This window comes from Mucilaginibacter sp. 5C4 (assembly GCF_034345625.1).
GTDB lineage: Bacteria > Bacteroidota > Bacteroidia > Sphingobacteriales > Sphingobacteriaceae > Mucilaginibacter > Mucilaginibacter aurantiaciroseus.
Genome location: NZ_CP133775.1, coordinates 3,248,726 through 3,271,493 on the forward strand (window position 1 = coordinate 3,248,726; position 22,768 = coordinate 3,271,493).

At 41.5% G+C, this 22,768-nt stretch carries 30 protein-coding genes; 24 read left to right on the forward strand and 6 right to left on the reverse strand.

Features of this window, described 5'->3' with window-relative positions; all coding sequences use genetic code 11:
- Positions 1-42 precede the first annotated feature (42 nt).
- Both RHM67_RS15255 and RHM67_RS15260 read right to left on the reverse strand, forming a co-directional pair.
- Positions 43-543 carry a peptidylprolyl isomerase gene (locus RHM67_RS15255; protein ID WP_322227712.1) on the reverse strand — a complete coding sequence of 167 codons (501 nt, stop codon included), beginning with the start codon at positions 541-543 and terminating at the stop codon, positions 43-45.
- Positions 544-623: 80 nt separating this feature from the next.
- Positions 624-2,657 (reverse strand): thioredoxin domain-containing protein, encoded by a 2,034-nt coding sequence (locus RHM67_RS15260; RefSeq protein ID WP_322227713.1) that lies wholly within the window; start codon positions 2,655-2,657, stop codon positions 624-626.
- Between the two features lie 156 nt (positions 2,658-2,813).
- Here RHM67_RS15260 and RHM67_RS15265 point away from each other — a divergent pair, with 156 nt between their 5' ends.
- The 5 genes from RHM67_RS15265 to RHM67_RS15285 all read left to right on the forward strand — a co-directional run bounded on the left by RHM67_RS15265 (position 2,814) and on the right by RHM67_RS15285 (position 7,304).
- Positions 2,814-3,290: a hypothetical protein gene (locus RHM67_RS15265; protein WP_322227714.1), complete on the forward strand. Its 477-nt coding sequence runs from the start codon at positions 2,814-2,816 to the stop codon at positions 3,288-3,290.
- Between the two features lie 11 nt (positions 3,291-3,301).
- Positions 3,302-3,691, forward strand: coding sequence for a hypothetical protein (locus RHM67_RS15270; protein ID WP_322227715.1), 390 nt, complete (start codon positions 3,302-3,304; stop codon positions 3,689-3,691).
- A gap of 290 nt (positions 3,692-3,981) precedes the next feature.
- The gene (locus RHM67_RS15275; RefSeq protein ID WP_322227716.1) at positions 3,982-6,255 is read left to right on the forward strand and encodes an ATP-dependent helicase; all 2,274 of its coding nucleotides are present in this window, start codon (positions 3,982-3,984) and stop codon (positions 6,253-6,255) included.
- Positions 6,256-6,413: 158 nt separating this feature from the next.
- Positions 6,414-6,788 carry a helix-turn-helix domain-containing protein gene (locus RHM67_RS15280; RefSeq protein ID WP_252756519.1) on the forward strand — a complete coding sequence of 125 codons (375 nt, stop codon included), beginning with the start codon at positions 6,414-6,416 and terminating at the stop codon, positions 6,786-6,788.
- Between the two features lie 225 nt (positions 6,789-7,013).
- On the forward strand, positions 7,014-7,304 hold the full coding sequence (locus RHM67_RS15285) for a hypothetical protein (RefSeq protein WP_322227717.1): 291 nt from the start codon (positions 7,014-7,016) through the stop codon (positions 7,302-7,304).
- Between the two features lie 8 nt (positions 7,305-7,312).
- On the opposite strand, the gene RHM67_RS15290 is transcribed toward RHM67_RS15285, so the two are convergent.
- Positions 7,313-8,752: a hypothetical protein gene (locus RHM67_RS15290; RefSeq protein ID WP_322227718.1), complete on the reverse strand. Its 1,440-nt coding sequence runs from the start codon at positions 8,750-8,752 to the stop codon at positions 7,313-7,315.
- A gap of 520 nt (positions 8,753-9,272) precedes the next feature.
- Between RHM67_RS15290 and RHM67_RS15295 the strand changes: the two genes are divergently transcribed.
- The 9 genes from RHM67_RS15295 to RHM67_RS15335 all read left to right on the forward strand — a co-directional run bounded on the left by RHM67_RS15295 (position 9,273) and on the right by RHM67_RS15335 (position 11,483).
- On the forward strand, positions 9,273-9,416 hold the full coding sequence (locus tag RHM67_RS15295; protein WP_322227720.1) for a hypothetical protein: 144 nt from the start codon (positions 9,273-9,275) through the stop codon (positions 9,414-9,416).
- 49 nt (positions 9,417-9,465) lie between these two features.
- Positions 9,466-9,615, forward strand: coding sequence for a hypothetical protein (locus RHM67_RS15300; protein ID WP_322227721.1), 150 nt, complete (start codon positions 9,466-9,468; stop codon positions 9,613-9,615).
- 48 nt (positions 9,616-9,663) lie between these two features.
- Positions 9,664-9,810, forward strand: a complete 147-nt coding sequence (locus tag RHM67_RS15305) for a hypothetical protein (RefSeq protein WP_322227722.1) — start codon at positions 9,664-9,666, stop codon at positions 9,808-9,810.
- An 85-nt stretch (positions 9,811-9,895) separates the two neighbouring features.
- The gene (locus RHM67_RS15310; protein WP_322227723.1) at positions 9,896-10,117 is read left to right on the forward strand and encodes a hypothetical protein; all 222 of its coding nucleotides are present in this window, start codon (positions 9,896-9,898) and stop codon (positions 10,115-10,117) included.
- Between the two features lie 85 nt (positions 10,118-10,202).
- The gene (locus RHM67_RS15315) at positions 10,203-10,424 is read left to right on the forward strand and encodes a hypothetical protein (protein WP_322227723.1); all 222 of its coding nucleotides are present in this window, start codon (positions 10,203-10,205) and stop codon (positions 10,422-10,424) included.
- Positions 10,425-10,491: 67 nt separating this feature from the next.
- Positions 10,492-10,713 carry a hypothetical protein gene (locus tag RHM67_RS15320; RefSeq protein WP_322227725.1) on the forward strand — a complete coding sequence of 74 codons (222 nt, stop codon included), beginning with the start codon at positions 10,492-10,494 and terminating at the stop codon, positions 10,711-10,713.
- A 67-nt stretch (positions 10,714-10,780) separates the two neighbouring features.
- Positions 10,781-11,002 carry a hypothetical protein gene (locus RHM67_RS15325; protein ID WP_322227725.1) on the forward strand — a complete coding sequence of 74 codons (222 nt, stop codon included), beginning with the start codon at positions 10,781-10,783 and terminating at the stop codon, positions 11,000-11,002.
- A gap of 60 nt (positions 11,003-11,062) precedes the next feature.
- Positions 11,063-11,284, forward strand: a complete 222-nt coding sequence (locus RHM67_RS15330) for a hypothetical protein (protein WP_322227726.1) — start codon at positions 11,063-11,065, stop codon at positions 11,282-11,284.
- Positions 11,285-11,309: 25 nt separating this feature from the next.
- Positions 11,310-11,483 carry a hypothetical protein gene (locus RHM67_RS15335; protein ID WP_322227727.1) on the forward strand — a complete coding sequence of 58 codons (174 nt, stop codon included), beginning with the start codon at positions 11,310-11,312 and terminating at the stop codon, positions 11,481-11,483.
- 106 nt (positions 11,484-11,589) lie between these two features.
- Here RHM67_RS15335 and RHM67_RS15340 read toward each other — a convergent pair whose 3' ends face one another.
- Complete coding sequence (locus tag RHM67_RS15340) at positions 11,590-12,099, reverse strand: hypothetical protein (RefSeq protein ID WP_322227728.1); 510 nt, start codon at positions 12,097-12,099, stop codon at positions 11,590-11,592.
- 113 nt (positions 12,100-12,212) lie between these two features.
- On the opposite strand from RHM67_RS15340, the gene RHM67_RS15345 reads away from it, so the two are divergent.
- Both RHM67_RS15345 and RHM67_RS15350 read left to right on the forward strand, forming a co-directional pair.
- Positions 12,213-12,335, forward strand: a complete 123-nt coding sequence (locus tag RHM67_RS15345) for a GNAT family N-acetyltransferase (RefSeq protein WP_416182876.1) — start codon at positions 12,213-12,215, stop codon at positions 12,333-12,335.
- A 293-nt stretch (positions 12,336-12,628) separates the two neighbouring features.
- Entirely contained in the window at positions 12,629-12,835 is a 207-nt protein-coding gene (locus RHM67_RS15350; protein ID WP_252756506.1) for a hypothetical protein, read from the forward strand.
- 70 nt (positions 12,836-12,905) lie between these two features.
- Here the strand turns inward: RHM67_RS15350 and RHM67_RS15355 are convergent, their stop codons facing one another.
- Positions 12,906-13,376, reverse strand: a complete 471-nt coding sequence (locus RHM67_RS15355) for a CYTH domain-containing protein (protein ID WP_322227731.1) — start codon at positions 13,374-13,376, stop codon at positions 12,906-12,908.
- Positions 13,377-13,553: 177 nt separating this feature from the next.
- On the opposite strand from RHM67_RS15355, the gene RHM67_RS15360 reads away from it, so the two are divergent.
- The 4 genes from RHM67_RS15360 (at position 13,554) to RHM67_RS15375 (ending at position 18,210) form a co-directional block, all read left to right on the forward strand.
- Positions 13,554-16,268, forward strand: a complete 2,715-nt coding sequence (locus RHM67_RS15360; protein WP_322227733.1) for a carboxypeptidase regulatory-like domain-containing protein — start codon at positions 13,554-13,556, stop codon at positions 16,266-16,268.
- Positions 16,269-16,334: 66 nt separating this feature from the next.
- Entirely contained in the window at positions 16,335-16,733 is a 399-nt protein-coding gene (locus tag RHM67_RS15365; protein WP_322227734.1) for a DUF1761 domain-containing protein, read from the forward strand.
- 136 nt (positions 16,734-16,869) lie between these two features.
- Positions 16,870-17,742, forward strand: coding sequence for an aldo/keto reductase (locus RHM67_RS15370; RefSeq protein WP_322227736.1), 873 nt, complete (start codon positions 16,870-16,872; stop codon positions 17,740-17,742).
- A 78-nt stretch (positions 17,743-17,820) separates the two neighbouring features.
- Positions 17,821-18,210: a hypothetical protein gene (locus RHM67_RS15375; RefSeq protein ID WP_322227737.1), complete on the forward strand. Its 390-nt coding sequence runs from the start codon at positions 17,821-17,823 to the stop codon at positions 18,208-18,210.
- Between the two features lie 53 nt (positions 18,211-18,263).
- On the opposite strand, the gene RHM67_RS15380 is transcribed toward RHM67_RS15375, so the two are convergent.
- Complete coding sequence (locus RHM67_RS15380; protein WP_322227739.1) at positions 18,264-18,554, reverse strand: YciI family protein; 291 nt, start codon at positions 18,552-18,554, stop codon at positions 18,264-18,266.
- Positions 18,555-18,702: 148 nt separating this feature from the next.
- Between RHM67_RS15380 and RHM67_RS15385 the strand changes: the two genes are divergently transcribed.
- The 4 genes from RHM67_RS15385 to RHM67_RS15400 all read left to right on the forward strand — a co-directional run bounded on the left by RHM67_RS15385 (position 18,703) and on the right by RHM67_RS15400 (position 22,725).
- Positions 18,703-19,875 carry a galactokinase gene (locus tag RHM67_RS15385; protein ID WP_322227740.1) on the forward strand — a complete coding sequence of 391 codons (1,173 nt, stop codon included), beginning with the start codon at positions 18,703-18,705 and terminating at the stop codon, positions 19,873-19,875.
- A 69-nt stretch (positions 19,876-19,944) separates the two neighbouring features.
- Positions 19,945-20,478, forward strand: coding sequence for an RNA methyltransferase (locus tag RHM67_RS15390; protein WP_322227741.1), 534 nt, complete (start codon positions 19,945-19,947; stop codon positions 20,476-20,478).
- 532 nt (positions 20,479-21,010) lie between these two features.
- Positions 21,011-21,382, forward strand: coding sequence for a BlaI/MecI/CopY family transcriptional regulator (locus tag RHM67_RS15395; protein WP_322227742.1), 372 nt, complete (start codon positions 21,011-21,013; stop codon positions 21,380-21,382).
- On the forward strand, positions 21,379-22,725 hold the full coding sequence (locus RHM67_RS15400; RefSeq protein WP_322227744.1) for a M56 family metallopeptidase: 1,347 nt from the start codon (positions 21,379-21,381) through the stop codon (positions 22,723-22,725). The genes RHM67_RS15395 and RHM67_RS15400 overlap by 4 nt, the downstream gene beginning before the upstream one ends.
- The last annotated feature ends 43 nt before the right edge of the window (positions 22,726-22,768 follow it).

Genomic DNA, 22,768 nt, shown 5'->3' on the forward strand with positions numbered 1-22,768 from the left:
TATCCTGCTCCTCCGTTAACTAACGGAGGCCGGGGGCTCTGATTAATGATCTGCGTGACCATCCGGGCCGTGCGCGTGTCCGTGAGATAACTCTTCGGGCGTTGCGGGGCGAACGTTCAGGATCTCACCTATAAAGTGAAGGTCCTGACCCGCCATCGGGTGGTTAAGGTCAGCAATTATGGTATCCTCGTTTATAGATACCACCTGGCCCTGGAAACGGTTGCCATTATTATCCTGCAAAGGCAAAACCTCGCCAATTTGCGGCAAATCTTGTCCCTGGAACATTTCTTTTGGCAGGTTAGCTACAGCTTCTTCGTCAAATTCGCCGTAAGCCTCTGCAGATTTAATATGAAAATCGTAAGTATCACCTGTAGACAGGGTGCTTAATTCCTCTTCAAATTTTGGGATCATCTGGCCTGCGCCAAACAAAAAGGTAAGCGGCTGCTCTTGTGTCGCGCTTTCTTGTAAGCCTTCGGTTCCGTCTTCTTTTTTAACATACAGGTCGTATGTTAATGATACTACGTGTTCTGGTTGAATTTTCATTGGTAATAGTTTTTGTAGGCTTGGAACTCCATCCCGGCGTTGGCCGGGTTATCACAATGCCTGTTTATTTGTATAAGCAATTAATTATTTATTTGTTTTAACGCGTCGCTGATATTGTATGCCGGCAAGCCGCAGGTTTTATCCCTGCATACAAATATCCGCGTTTGGCTGTTAAACTTTTCTGCCAGCAAAGGTAAACTTCCATCTTTACCGCCCAAGATAATTTTATTGGGAATGTAATTTTGTTCCATTTCAATCCGCTTGGCTTCAGCATTGTTACCGGTGATGGCTACCTCGTAGGTGCCAAAAACCTCATCGAGCAGTAATACCTGCCAATTGGAGTAAGCTGTGCCATATTTAGCCAAGTGCGGCACAATATTTCGCAGCAGCTGTGCCGATACCTCCAGGTAGCCTTCGTTATCAAAAAATAGTCCCAGCTTTTTAAGGTTGCGCGCCATTACCGAGTTTGATGCAGGGATCACCCCATCCATAATTTCGGATTTACGGGCGATAAGCACCTCATCATTATCAGCTGTGTAAAAGAATATGCCACCCTCCTGATTATAATAATGGGCCAGGGTATAATCGGTAAGCTTTTGCGCCTGGATCAGCCATGTTTCGTCGAATGTGACTTCGTACAGGGCGATGAAGGCATCTATGACGTTGGCATAATCGTCGAGGAATGTAGCGACCTCTCCAGCCCCACCCCGGCCCTCTCCGCTGGTTAGCGGAGGGGAGCTTTTGTAAACCCTGCTGAGTTTTGCGCCATTTAATAAATTACTTGTTATAAATTCAGCGTTTTTTAGCGCCAGTTCCAGGTATTGGGGTTTATGGAATGCGCGATAGGCTTCGCAGAGGCCTTTTAGCATGAGGCCATTCCATGATGCAAGGATCTTATTATCCAGTCCCGGGCGGATGCGCTTGCCGCGGGCATCCAACACTTTTTGGCGGGATGCGGTTATCCTGCTTACCAGGTCATCAACCGTTAAGCCGAGCAATTTTGCCAGTTCGGCATCCTCTTCGCGGCGGTAAAAAACGTTGGATCGCTCTTCCTCCCAGTTGCCATCTTCGGTAACGTGGTAATAGATGTTGAACACGTCGGCATCGTTGCCCAATATCTCTTCTATCTCTGTTTTTGTAAAGATGTAAAACTTACCTTCCTTACCCTCGCTATCAGCATCAAGCGCGGAGTAAAAACCATTTTGGGGCGATGTTAATTCACGATTGATGAAAGTGATGATCTCATCTGCGATGGTTTTGTAAAGCGGGTCGGGCTGCCAGGTGTAGGCCTCAGCGTAGAGGCTCAGCAACTGCCCGTTATCGTATAGCATTTTTTCGAAGTGCGGCACATGCCAAACACCATCCACCGCGTAACGGGCAAAGCCGCCGCCAATATGATCATAAATGCCACCGAATGCCATTTTTTTGAGGGTGAGCTTAACATTTTCGGCAAGTTCATTGTCTTTCATCAAATGCACGTAACGCATCAAAAACAGCGAATTATTCGGCATCGGGAATTTGGGCGCGCCGCCAAAACCACCCTCAACCGGGTCTATGTACCTGCGCCATGTAGCGAGGATAGTTTCCAGGTCGGCTTTAGTGTATTCGGGATGCTCGGTCACAAAGGCGACTGATTCGTATTGTTTGATGCCATCGGTTAGGCGCACGGCGTAATCTTCGGCTTCTTCGGGTTTGGTTTTGTAGAAATCGGCCAGGTTAAACAGCAGGCTCGTCCAGTCATTTTTACGGAAGTAGGTACCACCGTAAATAGGCCTTTGGTCGGGCAGGCAAATGCAGTTTAGCGGCCAGCCACCACGCCCACTCATCAATTGAATGGCGCTCATGTAAATCTGGTCGACATCCGGGCGCTCCTCCCTGTCCACCTTAATGCATACAAAGTATTCGTTCATTACCCCGGCAACGGCCTCGTCCTCAAAGCTCTCATGCTCCATTACGTGGCACCAGTGGCAAGCCGAGTAGCCAATGCTCACCAATATCAGTTTGTTCTCGTCCTTAGCTTTTTGCAGCGCTTCGGCCCCCCAGGGGTACCAGTTAACCGGGTTATTGGCATGCTGCAGTAAATATGGGGAAGTGGAGTTGGCGAGTTTGTTCATGCGGGTGGATGTAAGTGGCGCTGTTAATGAAATTAACAAGCATGCAATTTGTTTTGTAAGGAATGCAAATCTGATACTTATTATTGAAGATATTATCAGCAAAAAATTAAAAGTTGATTACAATTATACATTATACTTGCGTAAGTAAATCCTATTATGAAATTAACCACCTTGCCTTATCTAATTTTATGCTCATTGTTTTTTTTAATCATCGCTTGCCAACAGAAAAAATCCGCCGTACCAATTAGTAGCGGCTTAGATATAGATAGCGCACGATTAAACGAATATCAAGAGGTTTCGCTTATATCATTAATTGCCAATCCGGAAAAGTATAATAAACGGCATGTGCGTGTTATTGGTTATTTAAATCTTGAGTTTGAAGCTAATGGATTATATTTTCACAAAGAAGATTATGATAGGGCGATTGAAAAAAACGGCTTATGGGTAGAGATGTCAAGAGATAGTATTTTTTCGCCCCAAATAAAGAAATGCAATCGTAAGTATGTTTTAATTGAAGGTACATTTGATAGCGAAAATACCGGGCACAAAGGTATGTGGAGTGGTTCATTGAAAGATATTAAAAGGTTAGAAGTATGGCAAAGCTTAAGTACGCTTCCTGCAAGTAAGCCTTAACCCTTACACTAATGAATACCAAACTAAAAGCCGCTAAAACCATCATGTTCCTGGCGGCGGTCTATAATATTTTCTGGGGTATAATAATATCCGCTTGTCCGCAAATAATACTTTTTGGCAACCCGCCTACAGATTTCGTGCTCATCATTTTGCGTTGTGTAGGGATGCTGGTTGGGGTTTACGGCATCGCCTATTATTTTGCATCCAAAGACCCGGTAGCTTACTGGCCGCTGATATTGGTTGGCTTTATTGGCAAGGTGCTTGGGCCTATAGGTTCGGTGTATTACATCTGGCTGGGCAAGCTGGCCCCATCCTTTTTTTGGGTGAATATTTGGAACGATATGATCTGGTTGCTGCCCTTCGGGTGGATCATTTGGCAGGCGGTAAAAAAGAAGTTGTAAAACCTACAAAAAAACAGTTCGGCAGGGGTTGTTTTTTAAATTTAAAATACAGTGCAAAATCAGTGGTTTTTAGATCGTTGCAGGGCGTTTCAAAGTCGTTTTTTGGTGGTTTAAGGGCGAATAATTTTGATAATTTTCGCCGCATTTTTAACTATTAAGAAACATGGACTTTCGCCGATGATTCTTCAATCGTTAACAAAAATCTTTACGTTGAAAATTTCAGTTGCCAATTTATTTAGCTTTCCGGCGCAAAACACTAATTTCGCGGTACAAGAAAAGAGGAAAAGGATTTGGATTATTTAGAGGGGTTAAATCCCGAACAGAAAGCAGCAGTATTACAAATAAAAGGCCCGGTAATGATCATTGCCGGCGCGGGTTCGGGTAAAACACGGGTTATTACATTTAGGGTTGCGCACCTTATCCGCAGCGGTGTGGATAGCTTTAATATACTGGTACTTACGTTTACCAACAAGGCCGCCCGTGAGATGCGCGAGCGTATCAACCACATATGCGGCCCCGAAGCCAAAAACATTTGGATGGGTACCTTCCACTCCGTTTTTGCCAAGCTTTTAAGGGTGGAGGCCAACCGCATTGGCTACCCAAGCAACTTTACCATTTACGATACCGACGACAGCAAGAGCGTACTGCGCGCCATATTGAAAGAGATGCAGCTGGACGATAAGATGTATAGCGTAAACTTTGTTTTAAACCGCATTTCTGCAGCAAAAAGCAGCTTGCTTACCCCCGGTGAATATCAAAATAATGCACAAATACAAGCTGACGATGATTCGGCGAAACGCCCGTTAATCGGAAAGATATATGAAACTTATGCGCAACGCTGCTACCGCGCGGGTGCTATGGATTTTGACGATCTACTGTTCAAAACCAACCAGCTGTTAAGAGATCATGCGGATGTGCTTAATAAATATCAGCACAAATTTAAATATGTTATGGTTGATGAGTACCAGGATACAAATTACTCGCAATATATGATTGTTAAAAGGTTAGCCGCTGTGTATGAAAACCTTTGTGTTGTTGGCGATGACGCGCAGAGTATCTATGCTTTCCGTGGAGCAACCATTCAAAATATCCTCAATTTTGAGAAGGATTATCCTGATCTTCAAATATTTAAGCTAGAGCAAAATTATCGCTCTACCCAAAATATTGTAAACGTTGCCAACAGCATTATAGCCAACAACAAGGACCAGCTAAAAAAGAATGTGTTCTCTGAAAAAGAAACAGGGGACAAAATAAAGGTAATGCGCGCTTTTAGCGACAATGAGGAAGGCAAACTTGTGGCTGATGCCATTATGTTTCAGCGCAGCTCAAACGGCCTTAAATGGCACGATTTCGCCATCCTGTACCGCACAAACGCCCAGTCGCGCTCTATGGAGGAGGCCTTGCGTAAGAATGGTATCCCATATAAAATTTATGGTGGCCTGTCGTTTTATCAGCGTAAAGAGATTAAAGACCTTATCGCCTACTTCCGCCTAACGTTTAATCCTAATGATGAGGAGGCGCTTAAACGGGTTATCAACTACCCAAAACGTGGCATTGGAGATACCACGCTAGACCGGATCATTGTTGCTGCCGATAAAAATAATATCACCCCCTTTGAGGTGATCCTGGAATCACCAAGATACATCGAGAAGGCACCTGCATCACTTAGCGCCTTTGCGGCCATGATCCAGAGTTTCCAGGTGATCACCAAAAACCAGACTGCTTACGAGGCGGCATTGCACATCGCACAGCATTCGGGCTTGCTTAAAGACCTGTACGAAGATAAATCGGTAGAAGGCCTAAACCGGTATGAAAACATACAGGAGCTGCTAAACGGGATCAAAGAGTTCTCGGAACGGGAAGATATCGAAGAAAAAGGACTTGACATTTTTATGCAGGATGTTGCCTTGTTAACCAATGATGACAAGGATAAAAACAAAGATGCTGATACAGTATCGTTGATGACCATCCACTCATCCAAGGGTTTAGAGTTTCCGCAGGTGCATATTGTGGGGCTGGAAGAAAACCTGTTCCCGTCGCAAATGTCGCTTAACTCGCGCAGCGACCTGGAAGAAGAACGCCGCCTGTTTTACGTAGCCATCACCCGTGCAGAGTACAAATTAACCATCAGTTACGCCACATCGCGTTTTAAATTCGGCACACTTATTAGTTGTGAGCCAAGCCGTTTCCTGGATGAGATAGACGCCAAATACCTCGAACTTGATTTTACAGCCAAGCCGGCGTCATCTTTTGACGATGAACGCAACGCCTGGACACGTAAAAACGACACCTATTCTAAACCAAAAGCAGCCACTGCGCCTCCTGTAAAAACAACATCTATACTGGCTAAAGCGCATGTGCCATCGCCCGATTTTAAACCGTCTGACACCTCAAATTTACAGGTAGGCATGCAGGTAGAGCACGAGCGTTTTGGCTTTGGCAAAGTACTTACGCTGGAAGGTAACAAGCCGGATATTAAAGCAACCATATTTTTTAAAGAAATTGGCCAGAAACAATTGCTTTTAAAATTTGCCAAACTGAGTATAATAAGTGGGGTGGAGTAACATATTATTCCCAATTTGTGTGGAAGTAATTCCACAGTTTCCCACAAGGCAACATTAACTATGTGTTAATTACACACAATAAGCGTATATTTAATATATGGCATTGGGTTTGATTAATAGTTAATACCCTTTTTATCTAATTAACTATTATTATGTACATGATGAGCGAAATTATCAAAAAGAAAACGAATAAATCGGCCGGTAAAAATATTCGTACCCTGCGCCATGAACATGGCTGGAGCCAGGAAGATGTTGCAAACCGTTTAGGCATATCTATCCCCGCATTCTCAAAAATTGAAACCGGAGTAACGGATATTAACCTATCGAGGCTTGAGCAAATTGCCAATATTTTTGAGGTAAGTGTTGTTAACCTGCTATCGCTTGAATATACCGAAGAGCCAAGCACGCAAGATGTAAGCCTGAGCATCATCCAGAAAAAACTGGTTGACAGGGAAGCCGAGATCACCAATTTGCAACGTAAGGTAATTTTACTTTATGAAGAATTGCTGAGCAAAGGCAATGTTGCTATCTAATTCCACAAGTACTGTTCAATAAATACAACAGTTAGTCGCTATTTTATTACGGTGATAGCTCGATTTTTATTCACTTTCATTTAATTATTTTAAGTTAATATTAATTAATTAAGCGAGATGAAAATAAAGGCCGATTTATTACCGTTTTACGTTTAAAACCAATCCAATTGCCCCAATTGGATTTATAATTGCAATGGCATAAGTATAACACAGAAGTGAACTACTATGTCAAACTACATGATATCTATTGCCAATACCGACCAGCAAACCATAGGTACTATATACGATAGGCGCAGTAAGCTAAAGGTTAAAGCATTCGGGCTATTCAGATCCCATTTAAAACCGCGTGAAGGCGAGGTGAGGTTTTTTGTTACTGCCGGCGATGAGACCTTAGCGTTTGAAACAGAAGGTTATAAAAGGCACAGGCAATTACTTATCCTGCAAATGATATCACGGTATTGCATGTACTTAGGGTTGATTGAAGCACAGATCCATAGCACCTATCCGGGGCTATAATATATCGCTTAAACTATAGTCCTGCCGGTATCGTTAAGCATTTCGCTCATTTCGATGATCTTTTGGTCGATATCAGAAACGCACTTATCCATCATATTGATACATTCTTTTTCGTCCACCAGGCCTTCTTTCTCCAGGTTCATTAAACCGCGCAGGGTGGCAATAGGCCCACGGATCTGGTGCGAAAGATAGGATGAATATTCGGAAAGTTTCTTGTTCTTTATCTGCAGATCCTTGGTACGCTCATCAATAATTTCTTCGAGATGATGGTTCACCCTATCCAGGTTATCTTTCTGGCGCGAAACTTCTTCGTTCAAATCGGTAAGCTTTGTATTAGTAATGGTTTTGCGTTTAACGTTGCTCACCAGCAACACTATAACTACCAACAAAAGGCCTGCTACTACTGTAACGGCCCAAAACTTAATCCGGTCATTTTGCTGCCGCTGAATAGTTAGTTCATTTTCGCGTTGCCTTGCCTGCTGCTTAAACTGTTCCTGCAGCATGTTAATCTGGGTAGATTCGTTGGAGGCGTAAATAGTACTATCCTGCCTGAATATCGTTTGTAAATACGTGAGGGCTTTCTCGTAGTGTTTCTGCTTTGCCTCTAACTGGTAGTTGGTGTAATTGTAATCAGATTCCAGCTTTTCATCTTTAAGGGCCTTTGAATAAGCCTGGCCTTCTAATACTACCTTAGTAGCATCAGCAAAGCGCCCTTGCGCTATGTATAGGGATGCAAGGGTAAGGTTGGTACTGGCAACAGGTTTGTTCAAATCCTTTTCTTTAGCGGCTTTATTGGCAGCCAGCAAAAGCTGTTCGGCTTTATCATACTGGTTTAGGTTAAAGTAAATTACCCCCCTGTTTTGCAAGGCCTGTATAGTGTTAAATGTATCTTTTATTGCTAAAAATATGGTGTTACCCTTGTCGTAATAACTTAACGCCTGGTAAAAGATCTTCTTACGGTAATAAACGTTACCAATGTTTAAATAGGTGGATCCTATAAGTTGCTGATCGTTTAATTTTTGACCGATTGCCAGCGATTTTTTCAGGTACTCTAATGAGCTTGTATAGTTATTATCGAGGTATAAGTTACCAATGTTGTTGTAAACTTTAGCCTCGCTGCGCAGATCTTTGATTTTTGCAAAACTTGCAAGGGCCTGTAAGTAATCGCGGATAGCGGCGCTTGCCTGGTTCAAATAATAATTACCTATCCCCCTTACGCGGTAAGCCTCACCAATACCCTTTTCATAACCCGCCTTTTCTGCAAGGGTTAAGGCCTTATTAGCAAAGGCAACCGTTTGTTCGGGATTTGTACCGCGGTTATCATAAGCCAGCTTATTAAGCTTAATTACCTCATTAGTATCCTGCGCGGCAACGTTGGTTTTATCTACGGCGCGTGCAGCAGTACAGCTAATCAGAAATATAAAAAGCAGCGTAAAAATTCTATTCATTAGGGCTCTATACGTTGATATAATGGTGAAAGTTATAAAATAATTACAAACTATATCTTATTAAGTTAAAGTTAATAAAAAACAGCATGAAAATTTTTTTTTCAACATTGCATAATAATTAAAAAACATAATTATATTTGTGATGTTAATTTACTGATTCTTAATAAGTTACACAGTTATTAACACATTATCGTAATATACGATAATAGCTAAAACACAACTGCTTTATTAACTAATAGTTAGTAAAAACTAGTTAAACTATAGCAAATGGTTGTATAATTAAAAATTGCTTAAGGGCTAAGTAAAATTGGCAAATTAAGAGGTAAATAAATATGAAAAAAACAGTACTTGCATACGTAGTTCTACTTGGTGGATTGTTAGTATCCAGCTGTGTAAAGCCCGCAAATGTTCGCATTACGATGGACATGTTTTTAAAGGCGACCACAGGTATCAGGAAAGATATTGGTACGGCAGACTAATTTTAGACAAACAGGAATAAAAAAATATTAAAACAAAGCATATGAAAAAGTTAATTATCGCAGCAGCATTAATCTTAGCAACCGGCGTTTTACCGTCATACACCAAACAGGTTAGTGTAAAACCGGCGGCATCAATTGTGCAAAACAACATCACATTCAGAAAAGACGTTGGCACTGCCGATTAATTAACCCAATCGAAATATTAAATACCCCTAAAAATTATATAATACAGTTATGAAAAAGATATTAATAGCAGCAGCAATCATTTTATCAACAGCGGTTTTACCATCGTACACCAAACAGGTTGCTGTAAAACCAACTGCCAACATTTCAATTGACCCAAGCCTGGCGCTTGTTAAAAAAGACATTGGCACTGCCGACTAATTATCTAACATCATAACAATAACAACCCCTAATTAAAAAATAACGACCATGAAAAAATCAATCATAGCAGCAGCAATCATCATCTTAAGCGCAGGCGTGTTACCATCGTGCACAAAAAACGCCGAGGTTCAACCAACTGCAACTTTTGAAAAAAGCACAGTAGCCAACAAAAAAGACGTAGGCACTGCAGACTAATTAACAACAGCGATAAATAACAATAACACAAATAATACAACCACAAATAACACAACCACAAAACACATAACACATAACACATATCATGAAAAAATCAATCATAGCAGTAGCAATCATATTCAGCACTTTAACAGCAACTACCGTTAACGCAGCAACTTTCACAAACAAAAAAGACGTTGGCACAGCTGATAACAAAAAAGATGTTGGCACTGCAGATAATAAAAAAGACGTAGGCACTGCCGATGCTAAAAACAAAAAAGATGTTGGTACCGCAGATAACAAAAAAGACGTAGGCACTGCAGACTAATTAACAACAGCGATAAATAACAATAACACAAATAATACAACCACAAATAACACAACCACAAAACACATAACACATAACACATATCATGAAAAAATCAATCATAGCAGTAGCAATCATATTCAGCACTTTAACAGCAACTACCGTTAACGCAGCAACTTTCACAAACAAAAAAGACGTTGGCACAGCTGATAACAAAAAAGATGTTGGCACTGCAGATAATAAAAAAGACGTAGGCACTGCCGATGCTAAAAACAAAAAAGATGTTGGTACCGCAGATAACAAAAAAGACGTAGGTACTGCAGACTAATTAACAACCACAACATATATCAACCAAACTCACAAATAACACAACCACAAAACACATAACACATATCATGAAAAAATTAATCATAGCAGCAGCAATCATATTCAGCACTTTAACAGCAACTACCGTTAACGCAGCAACTTTCACAAACAAAAAAGACGTTGGCACTGCTGATAACAAAAAAGATGTTGGCACTGCAGATAATAAAAAAGACGTAGGCACTGCCGATGCTAAAAACAAAAAAGATGTTGGTACCGCAGATAACAAAAAAGACGTAGGCACTGCAGACTAATTAACAACCACAACATATATCAACCAAACTCACAAATAACACAACCACAAAACACATAACACATATCATGAAAAAATTAATCATAGCAGCAGCAATCATATTCAGCACTTTAACAGCAACTACCGTTAACGCAGCAACTTTCACAAACAAAAAAGACGTTGGCACAGCTGATAACAAAAAAGATGTAGGCACTGCAGATAATAAAAAAGACGTAGGCACTGCCGATGCTAAAAACAAAAAAGATGTTGGTACCGCAGATAACAAAAAAGACGTAGGTACTGCAGACTAATTAACAACCACAACATATATCAACCAAACTCACAAATAACACAACCACAAAACACATATCATGAAAAAATTAACCATAGCAGCAGCAATCATATTCAGCACTTTAACAGCAACTACCGTTAACGCAGCAACTTTCACAAACAAAAAAGACGTTGGCACAGCTGATAACAAAAAAGATGTTGGTACTGCAGATAATAAAAAAGACGTAGGCACTGCAGACGCTAAAAACAAAAAAGATGTTGGTACCGCAGATAACAAAAAAGACGTAGGCACTGCAGACTAACTATAAGTACCATATCGTAGATATCATGAAAAAGATCATCATAGCCGCAGCATTAATATTAACATCAGCAGTAACCGCATATTCGCTTACAATTAAAACTGATAATAAAGCTGAAGTGAACAAACTACAGCAGGATGCTATAACAACTTCTGTTAAAAACACCGCCGCCCCAAAATCAGACATAGGCACTGCCGACTGATCTTCGCGTTAGACTTGTATCAACATAAAACAAAAATGCCCCGCTATAAATAACGAGGAATTAAATAAAGTAGGAGTTACTAAAAACTCAATTGTTCATTTATATATTATAAGGCCGGTTTGGCAGCAGTTTTAAATTTGCTACAATTATCAAGCTTATATATTATAGTATAACCCGCGGCCCCGTCAGTTTCCTGGCGGCCATCTTTAGTAACCTTAAATGGTTTCTGGCCCAACTCCTGCGCAGATAGTTGAAACGCAACAGCCATTGTATCTTTCGTTCCTTCCTGCATAAAAGTCCACACCGCTTTAATATCGTTACCTTTCATAGTACCTTCAAGGGTTCCCTTACGCGCATCCTTCTCTTTGGGTAGCCATTGCATTTCGCCGTTTACCTTTTCGGCATTAATAATTAAATGTATTGCTGTAGTATCCTGGTTGCTTGTGCCCTCGGTAAGCAAAAAGCAATACTCCATATTTTGGGCGGGTGCATTCAGTGTAGCCGCTTTAGAGGTATCTTCTGCAACTGTTTTAGTTGTATCCGTCCCTTTGTTTCCATTACCTGTACACGAGGCCAGGGCCAGCGCGCATATGCTTAATATAGTGTATAGTTTCATGCTAAATATTTTATTGTTTGATTAATAAACGTCGGGGTTGGTAAAAAGTTCGATACCTTATTATACATACATCATTTCAGACAACTTATATTAAAGGTATAAATTATGCTGATATAAACCTTTACCACATTATGCTGGTGCCTGCCTATCAGGGCCGGGGCTTGATGACCGAAGCTATTAACGCTACAACCCGCTATGCTTTTGACAAAATTATGCTGCATTATACCGAATGCTAAAGTAAATCCGTCCAATCTACCTTGTATAGCTGTATTAGAGAAAACAGGCTTTGTAAGAGCGCGTTACTTTAAGCAGAGTTTCTATTATAGTGGTAAATTTCTCGATTCGGCCATTTATTCGTTAATATGTGCAAAAAAATCACCTTTTGTATAATTTGTTAGTTAAGTATAAATACATATATTGCCTTCATTATTATAAACATTACCTGTTAGGGTGCTAAACAAACTAACAGATAATAAAAACAAAAACATAATTAATCCAGTTACAATTAAAAAACTTAAAAAAACTAAACATGGCAGCTTCAGGAATCACAGCGTATTCAGTAAAGACTAAAACTAAAAATGTTCCAATGATCGATCCGGTTATCGACATCAAATCTGGCAGATACATTGCTACAGGTAAAGATGCAGAAGGTAACAAAATGGCAGCTATCATGGGCAAAGCTACAGCAGAAGAGCACGTTAAAGCAGGTAATGCAAAAAAAGGTTCTGGCTGGTAAATAATATTATCTCCAATAAAAAACCTGCCTCAATGAGGCAGGTTTTTTATTGGATTAATTTTTAATACGGTTAGGCCCACACCTTATATGGATTTACTGACAGGCTGGCGTTGGTATATCGGCCATCGTGGCTTACCTCTTCCCCTACCCAGTCGGGTTTTTCAAATTGTTCATCTTCGCTGTTAAGTTCTATTTCTGCAACAATAAGTCCGTTGTTTACGCCTCTAAAAACATCCACTTCCCACAAATGCCCTGCATAGTTAATGTCATAACGTATTTTCTCTATATATGATGTAGCAAAGTTTTGCAATATCTCGTTACCCTCGATAACAGGTATAGTATACTCATACTCGCTTCGGCTAATGCCTGTAGATGCCCCCTTTAGCGTGATATAAGCGACTGTATCCGTAACACGAATCCTTACCGTGCGTTTTTCTTCACTTAATATATAGCCTTGCTTATACAGCTTACCATTGGGTTTTATAACCTTTTCCCATTTGGCATGGTCTATCAAAAATTTCCGTTCTATTTCTGTTGGCATAAGCTTATATTTTGTAGCACTTAATTTACAATAATACTATTTTTAAAAAACCGTTTATACGGTACATTTAATCTTCAATTTCATCAGCCTAAAAGTTAATGAAATGTTAAAACTTAAACCGCTTAACATGCGGTAAAGCTAAATGTTTATATTAGCCAAACTACTTTAACTATTATAATGAGCCTGAAAAAACTCGCGCTGACCACACTTTTGTCCACCTGTTTAATTGCCCCTGCCTTTGCCCAACGTGATACTGTTGCCCTAAGTACCATTATTACCAAAACGGCCAACTACATCACCAACTTCCCGATAGAGAAAGTTTACCTGCATTTAGATAAACCCTATTATGCCGCCGGCGATACCATTTGGTTTAAAGCATACGTATCGCTTGATAAGCATCAGCCATCAAACCTTAGTAATATAGTGTATATAGATATTGCCGGCCAGGATTCTATCATGAAACTGGTTAAACTGCCGGTTGTAAATGGCGTAGCCCATGGTAACATCATCCTATCGCCCGATACCTACAAACAAGGCAACTATCATTTAAGGGCCTATACTAACTGGATGCGTAATTTCGAAACGGATTATTATTACAATAAAACCATTGCCATTGGCAATGCCATACAAACCCAGGTTAACACCAGTATTGTATTTAACCGCACAGCAGGCCAACCCAAAGTTAGCGCTACTATCACCTACACGCAACCCGGTGAAGTATTAGCCAACAAAAAAGTAAACTGGAGCATAACCAATCCCACCGGCGATGAATTAAGCAAAGGCAAAGGCACTACCAACGCCAACGGCGTACTAAATGTTGTACTTACCGAAACTGCCGCTGCGTCGCTAAAAACCGCCACGCTAACAACTAATTTAGAACTGCCCGGCAAAAAAGAAACGCTTAATAAATTCCCGCTAACCGCCGCCGCCGCTGACCGCGACGTGCAGTTTTTCCCCGAAGGTGGCGAGCTTACTCTTGGCGTACGCTCAAAAATTGCGTTTAAGGCCATTGGCGCTAATGGGCTTGGTGTAAATATTAAAGGCACCATTACTGATAATGCGGGTGCAGTTATAGCAAATTTAGAATCGGCCCACATGGGCATGGGTATTTTTGCGCTAATGCCTGAGGATGGTAAAACCTACAAAGCCAACGTCACCTTTGGAGACGGGGTTACAACAACTTACGATATGCCGCGGATAAAACCTGCCGGCATTACGCTATCCGTTTACAATACCGATGCGGATAACATTAATATAAAACTATCTGCAAACGATCCGTATTTTAAAGCCAACCAGGGCAAGATCTATTACGTAGCGGCCCAAAACGGCGGTGCTATTTATTTTGCGGCCCAAACTGCTTTAGAAACGCTAACCTACAGCGCGGCCATCCCCAAAAATAAATTCCCAACAGGGCTTATTCAATTAACTTTATTTAGCGAGCGTGGCATTGCCCTGGCCGAGCGTATTGTATTTATTAAACGTAATGACGCGCTTAACCTAATCATGGCACCAGATCGTAAGGCGTTCTCGGTAAGGCAAAAGGTAAAGTTTGCAGTATCTGCAAAAAATAATGCTATACCTGCCGAGGGAGAATTTTCTGTAGCAGTTATTGATGAAACCAAAGTGCCGGTTGATGAAGACAGCGAAACCACTATTATGAGTAACCTTTTGCTAACATCAGACATTAAGGGTTACATCGAAAAACCAAACTATTATTTTGTAAGTAAGGATCCTAATGTAGATGCCAATTTGGATATTCTGATGTTAACGCAGGGGTACCGCCGCATTTCGTACCGTAATATTATAACCGGCAAGTTCCCGCAGATCATACTTACACCCGAGCAGCAGGGCCTGGAAGTGAGTGGCATTTTACGCAATAATACAGGCATGCCAATTTCTAAAGGTAACCTGCGTATCCAGATACCGGCTAAAAATTATTTTGCCGAAACCGTAGCAGATATGAGCGGCAATTTCAGGTTCTCCAAATTAACCTTCCCCGATTCGGCACAGGTAATTATCAGCGCGCGTAATAATCCCAATAGCAGAAGTATGATGATATCGGTAACCGGAGACAGCTACCAACCGGCTACAAAAAATACAAACGCTTTAGATGAAGTTACCAATATAGACAGCACCTACAAAAATTTAATGTTAAACAGTAAGCGCCAATACGATAATTTGCACATTTTAAAGGAAGTGGTTATTAAGTCTACATCTTTAGTGAAAAAAGCTACCCATAGTGACTACGGCACCCTATCTGCCCTGCCTATGATGGCCGACCAGCAACTTACCGGCGAACGTTTTAAAGATTGCCCAAACCTATATGTTTGCTTGCCTACAATGTTATTAGGCGTATCGGCAGAAAATAATGCCCTCTATTTCACAAAAAACATATCCAATCAAAACAAACTACCACTGCAGGTATTTTTGAACGGTAGCCCCGTGGACTACCAAACGCTTAACGGCTATCGTGGTAACGATGTAGAAACAATAGAGGTATTTAAATCTGACGGATTAAGCAACATCAACAAAAATTACATGTCTGATGGTATTATATCCATTATTACTCGTAAGATCAAAACCGATAAAATAACCTTCGCACAACTGCAAGAGATGCTCCCTAAAGGCAACTTACTTAGTTACAATGCGCAGGGCTACAGTATCCCGCGTGAATTTTACTCCCCTAAGTACGACCCTTTAAAATCAGGCACCTTTGGCGGCGATCTGCGCAGCACAATTTTTTGGAGCCCTAAAATTAAAACCGACAAAACAGGTTTAACATCTTTCGAGTACTTTAATTCGGATAGCAAAGGCAGTTACCGCGCGGTTATAGAAGGTATGGACAGCGAGGGTAACCTGGGCAGGTATATATTTAGGTATACCGTAAAGTAGATCGGCATCTTACGTTTGCATTATTAATTAATTTACATACATTTAGGTAAACTAAACCTAACCCGTATGGATGCATCACTAATTAACTGGCCTGCCGTTGCTGTAGCAGGTTTATCGGGCTTTGCTGTTGGCGGTATCTGGTATGCACCTCCCGTATTTGGCAAAGTATGGATGGCAGATAGTAACAACGGAACTGTTACAAAAAGGCAACAATGCGAAGACCTTTGGTTTCACGTTCTTTTCTCGCTGATAATGGCGGCAAACCTCGCGGCTTTTTTAGCCGATGCTAAAACAGATGTTGCCTGGGGCACTACGGCGGGTTTCCTAGCTGGTATATGGACGTTTTTTGCTATCGCCACCGCATCATTATTTGAACTTAAAAGCTGGCGCTACATTTATATAAATGGTGGCTATAGCGTGGCATCATTAACCATTATTGGTGCCATATTAGGTGCCTGGCGGTAAGCATCAGTATTAAAATTTCCTATATTTGTTATCATTTCAATTACTCCAACCGGGCGATATGACACTTCTGTGAACCCTTGCCCCGAACAATAAGCCTTACTTAGCGTTTATTCATTTTACTATGAGAACTAATATTATGAGTGACGCAACAACATCAACATCCCCAAAAACATTTAGCATAGGCGGCGACCTGGAGATTAACCGCATAGGGTACGGCGCAATGCGCATTACCGGCAAAGGCATCTGGGGCCCGCCAAAAGACCACGACGAATCTATTGCCGTTTTAAAACGCGCGGTAGAACTTGGAGTGAATTTTATTGATACTGCCGATAGTTACGGCCCGCATATTTCAGAAGAATTAATAGCCGAAGCATTATATCCATACCCTGCCGATTTGATCATTGGTACAAAGGGTGGCTTGCTACGCACCGGGCCCGATCAATGGCCGGTAAATTCGAGCCCCGCGCATTTAAAAGAAGCGCTTGAAGGTAGCTTGAAACGTTTAAAACTTGATCAGATAGACCTTTACCAATTGCACCGTATTGACCCTAACGTACCTGCCGAGCAAAGCTTTGAATTTTTAAAACAAGCACAAGCCGAAGGAAAGATCCGCCATATTGGTTTATCTGAGGTTGATATCGACGATATTAAAAAAGCACAGGACTATTTTGAGGTGGTATCGGTACAGAATATGTACAGTGTGGACAACCGTAAGTGGGAAGGTGTACTAAATTATTGCGAGGATAACGACATAGCATTTATTCCATGGTTCCCGCTAAATGCCGGTAATGTGGCAACACAGGAAAAACTCCAAAAGGTAGCTGAGAAACATGGTGCAAGCGTACACCAGGTGGCTTTGAGTTGGTTACTAAACCACTCTAAAAACATCCTGCTGATACCGGGTACATCAAGCGTAGCCCACCTGGAAGAAAATATGAAAACAGCCGGCGTAGTGCTGGATGCTGAGGACATTGACGAACTGGATGGCATATCGCCTCCTGTTGGATAATTCCAAAATATCTACTATAACAAAAAAGGATGCTGAAATGATCAGCATCCTTTTTTGTTAATATGTATTTTTGTGCCGATGAAAAGCAAAGAGGAAATATTAAACAGCTATTATTCGCATGCCGCGGATGGCACACCAGAAATAGCAGCCTATGGTTTACTACAAGCCATGGAAGAATACCGCCAGCAAGTAGAAGAAGCCGCTTTTAACGCAGCACGCGAGCTTAATGGCGATAAGCCAATCTTTTCCATCTTTGCAGACTATCAAGCCAGCCTTCAAGCTAAAACAGAACAGCTACCCAAAGAAGATACAGTACGCTTAGTAGCTGACAGCATCATAGAACAATTCCTGCCCGATGACCCCGCCGAGCAAACTTTTGAATTTAGCTTTAAAGCCGAAGGCACAAACCAAACCGTTATTTACAAAAGAAACGCCGCCGGCCAATGGGTATATGCCGGAAAAGTATAATCTTTCTTTTCCAAGTAGTCTTGTTTCCTGACTCTTAATTTCTTGTCTCTCTCCTAAACAGTTGCTACCTTAAACGGCTTTACATCCACCGTTTCCCAGATCTTTTGGGTGATGTAGGGTTCGCTTTGCTTCCAGGCTTCGAGGCCGTCTTCGCTCTCAAATTGCAGCACCATTACCGATCCTATCATCTTGCCTTCGTCGTTTAGTACGGCGCCGCCTAAAACGTAATTGCCGCTTTCCTTTAAAGCTTTGGCGCCATCAAGATGGTGCGGGCGGATGTTCATACGGCGTTCAAGGGCGCCTTCGTCGGTATAGTCGTAGCCGGTAACAATATATTGGTTCATAGTAGTTGTGTTTAATAACGGATAATTAACAAATAACTGCAAGTTCTGTTTAGCATGCAAATTTATTGTTCTAAAAAAACTTTTGCCTATCATTACGGAATAACTGTATAATTTACAATATTTGTTTCCCCAACTATAAAACCAATTTATGAGAGCTGATCTGAAACAAGAATTTGTTAAACAGTACGGTAAAGAAGCAAGCGAAACCTACTTTTCGCCCGGCCGCGTAAACCTTATTGGCGAGCATATCGACTATAACGGTGGCCTGGTTATGCCATGTGCCATCACATTCGGCTCGTACTTACTGGTATCGCCCAATAACGAAAACGTGTTCCGTTTCAAAAGTCTCAACTTTAACGAACAAGCCGAAGTACCTTTAGACTCCGAGCATAAAAAAGTTGGCGAGGTTTGGTATAACTATCCTGTTGGTGTGATTGCCCATTTTTTGAAGGATGGTAAAAAGCTGCAAGGCATTGATATGCTGTTTTATGGTGATATCCCTATTGGCTCGGGCCTTTCCTCTTCTGCATCCATAGAGGTGGTTACCGCTTTTGCGCTCAATGACCTTTTTACGGCAGATTACAGCCGCCTTGACCTGGTTAAGCTATCGCAATCTGTTGAGAATAAGTTCATTGGCGTAAACTGTGGCATTATGGACCAGTTTGCCGTTGCCTTTGGCGAGAAGGATAAAGCCCTGATGCTAAACTGCGATACGCTGGACTACCAGGCAGTCGACAGTAACCTTGGCGATTACCTGCTGGCAATCATCAATACTAACAAACCTCGTAAACTGGCCGAATCTAAATACAACGAACGCGTACAGGAATGCCAAACCGCCCTTGTTGCCCTAAAGCAGGAACTGGACATCAATTACCTGTGCGATATTGATGGCGCAACGTTCGAACAATACAAACACCTCATAACTGACGCCACTGTACAGGACCGCGCCAAACACGTGGTAGAAGAGAACGACCGTGTAAAACTGGCCGCAAAAGCGCTAACCAATAATAACCTTACCGAGTTTGGTAGGCTGATGTATGCTTCGCACCAATCCCTGCGCAACCTTTACGAGGTAAGCGGCATAGAACTGGATACCGTGGTAGATTATGCTAAAACAAACCCCGACGTAGCTGGCGCACGTATGACCGGTGCAGGCTTTGGTGGCTGTGCCATAGCATTGGTTAAAAAAGATACCTTTGATAAATTCAGCGAAGAAGTAAGCGCTTATTACACCGATAAAATTGGTTACGCGCCATCCGTTTATGCATCATTAATTGGTGATGGTGTAGGTACATTGAATGAAGTGGTGAGCAGTAAATAGTGAATGGTGAGTAGAGAGTGGTTAAAAACGATAACCATTGATATATTTGCACTTTATTAATACCCTTCTATGCGCAAGTTAAAACTGGACGAATTGAAACGTGCTACTGTAGATGAATTTAAGGCTCAGGACAAATTACCTGTGGCCGTAGTGCTGGATAATGTACGCAGTATGCATAATATTGGCTCCATCTTCCGCACATCTGATGGGTTTGCAGTTGAACAGGTTTGCCTTTGCGGCATAACCGCCCAGCCTCCGCATCGCGAGATAGAGAAAACCGCCCTTGGTGCCACACAATCCATCAACTGGACATATTTTGAAACACCCTTGCATGCTGTGGAAGCCCTCCGTGCAGATGGTTATAAAATAATAGCTATTGAGCAAGCCGAAAACAGTATTATGCTCAACACTTTTACCCCTGCATCAAACGAAAAATACGCGCTTATCTTCGGCAACGAGGTAAATGGAGTAAGCGACGAGGTAATGCAAAATATAGATGCCTGCATTGAAATTCCGCAGTTTGGCACCAAGCACTCGTTCAACATTGTGGTATCGGCAGGTATTGTTTTGTGGGATTTCTTCTCGAAGATAGTTCGCTCTTAGTTCATGGTTCATGGTGGGAAGCTTAAACAAGCTGGAAAGTTTGCTAATTTGCAGCTACCATTAACTATCAACCATTATCTGTTAACTAATGAGCCTCCTTGCCAAGCATCCGCAGCTATAAATAACATCTGGACCACCCTACGTTTATCTATCGGAAAAATAGGCACATTCAGACAGGTGTCCCACTATTTATATTAGAAAACGGTACACTTTTAATAAGCGTCTGATAATCAATTAATTAAAAATTTACTTTATATATTAAAAAGTTAGCATAAAATTTAAAGTAGTTGATTATTAGCTATTTAAATTTTCAAAATGGTGTCCCACTATTTTCTGAATGGGACGGAATGGGACACTCAAAAACCGCGTTATATTTCGCCTTTATTTCACTTTTAAACGCCTTTCATTCGCTAATAAAACCACTTATTGGGATACCAAAATCAGCCTATTTAAAAAATATTTTCACTCAGCTCTTGCACCATTCATTTATTACTCTACATTTGTAGAGTAAACTTTAGCATTGTAGAGCAATATGCAACTATCAAAAAAAGAAGAGGAATTGATGGAATACCTTTGGTCGCTGAAAAAAGGCTTCATGAAAGACATCCTTGACATTTACCCCGAGCCTAAACCAGCCACTACCACCATTGCAACTTTACTAAAACGAATGGCCGATAAAGGATTTGTCAATTATACTACCTATGGCAACTCCAGGGAGTATTACCCGCTTAAAGCCAAGGCCGAATATTTCTCCACCCATGTAAACGGCCTCATCAAAAGCTTCTTCAATAACTCGGCATCACAGTTTGCGTCCTTCTTCACCCGCGAAACTAATTTGACGGAAGCCGAGCTGCAGGACCTTAAAAAAATCATCGACCAGGAAATTCAAAAAAAGAAAAAATGATAGCATACCTCATCAAATCAGCCCTGTGCCTTGTGGTACTGCTGGCCGCGTATCACCTGTTATTAGAAAAAGAAAAGATGCACCGCTTTAACAGGTTTTTACTGCTGATAAGCCTGGTGTTTAGCTTATTTGTCCCGGCAATAACTATCCAGTTACCGCAAGCTTCCGTGCCAACAATTTTGCCAATAACTTATGTTATTAACGAAGGCATCCCGCAGCAGATCCATACCGAGACCCAATCAGTACAGGTACAAAATATAGTTGTTGCCCATTCGCTTACAATTACCGATTACTTACTGATTGTTTACAGCATTGGCATTACAATCTTGCTTATCCGTTTTGCCGACAACCTGCTATCGATCTATAAAACCATCCGCAGGAATAAAAACATACCTATTGAATACGCTACATTAGTTTTGGTGCCTGAGGAGGTTATCCCCCACAGCTTTTTCAATTACATATTTGTGAATGAAAGCGATTACGAAAATCCGCTGGAAACACAACTGCTACAGCACGAACTTACCCATGTCCTCCAAAGGCATTCGCTGGATATCCTGTTTATCGAACTGTTAAAAATTGCCTTTTGGTTCAACCCTATATTCATCCTTTACAAACGCGCCATCCAGTTAAATCACGAATTTTTGGCGGATGAAAATGTGCTGTCGGCAGGTGATGATCTGCAAGGCTACCAATACCTGCTGCTATCAAAAGCAGGCCTTAACCCGGCGATTAATTTAACAAGTAACTTCAATTATTCCATAACCAAAAAACGTTTAATGATGATGACCCACACCACCCCAAAACTGAGGGCAATGCTAAAGGGAATTGCATTGGCACCTGTGATTACTGCTCTGGTATTTTTTTTATCTACCAAACCGGAAACCGCTACAGCTAAAAGCGCGCTGCCTGTTGTTGACACTGTTCCGCAAAAAGCGCAGGTACAGTTCCCAAAACCGACAGGCAAAGGCCCCTACATTTCGCGCCGCGGTAATGACGGTAAAGCTGTATTTTATAAATATGTTGCCGACCTCACCCCTGCCGAAAAGAAGAAATTCAAATTTCAGGCACCGGGCAGCTTTACCAAACCGGAAAAACAATCGCCAAACGAGCGCCAGCTGCAATCATGGACAACAAAATCCATCTATGGCATCTGGGTCGATGGTAAACATGTTACTAACGATGCGCTTGCAAGCTACACCACAAAAGACATAGTGTATTACACCAGCAGCCCATTAACCAAGTACGCTATAAATTATCCTAAGAATTTTTTCCAGATCGATCTTTACACCGAGGATGGCTATAAGAAAGCTTTTAAAACGTGGAAGGATAGGAAGAATAAGTAAGTTACTTCTCAGCGCGTCATTGCGAGCGTAGCGTGGCAATCTT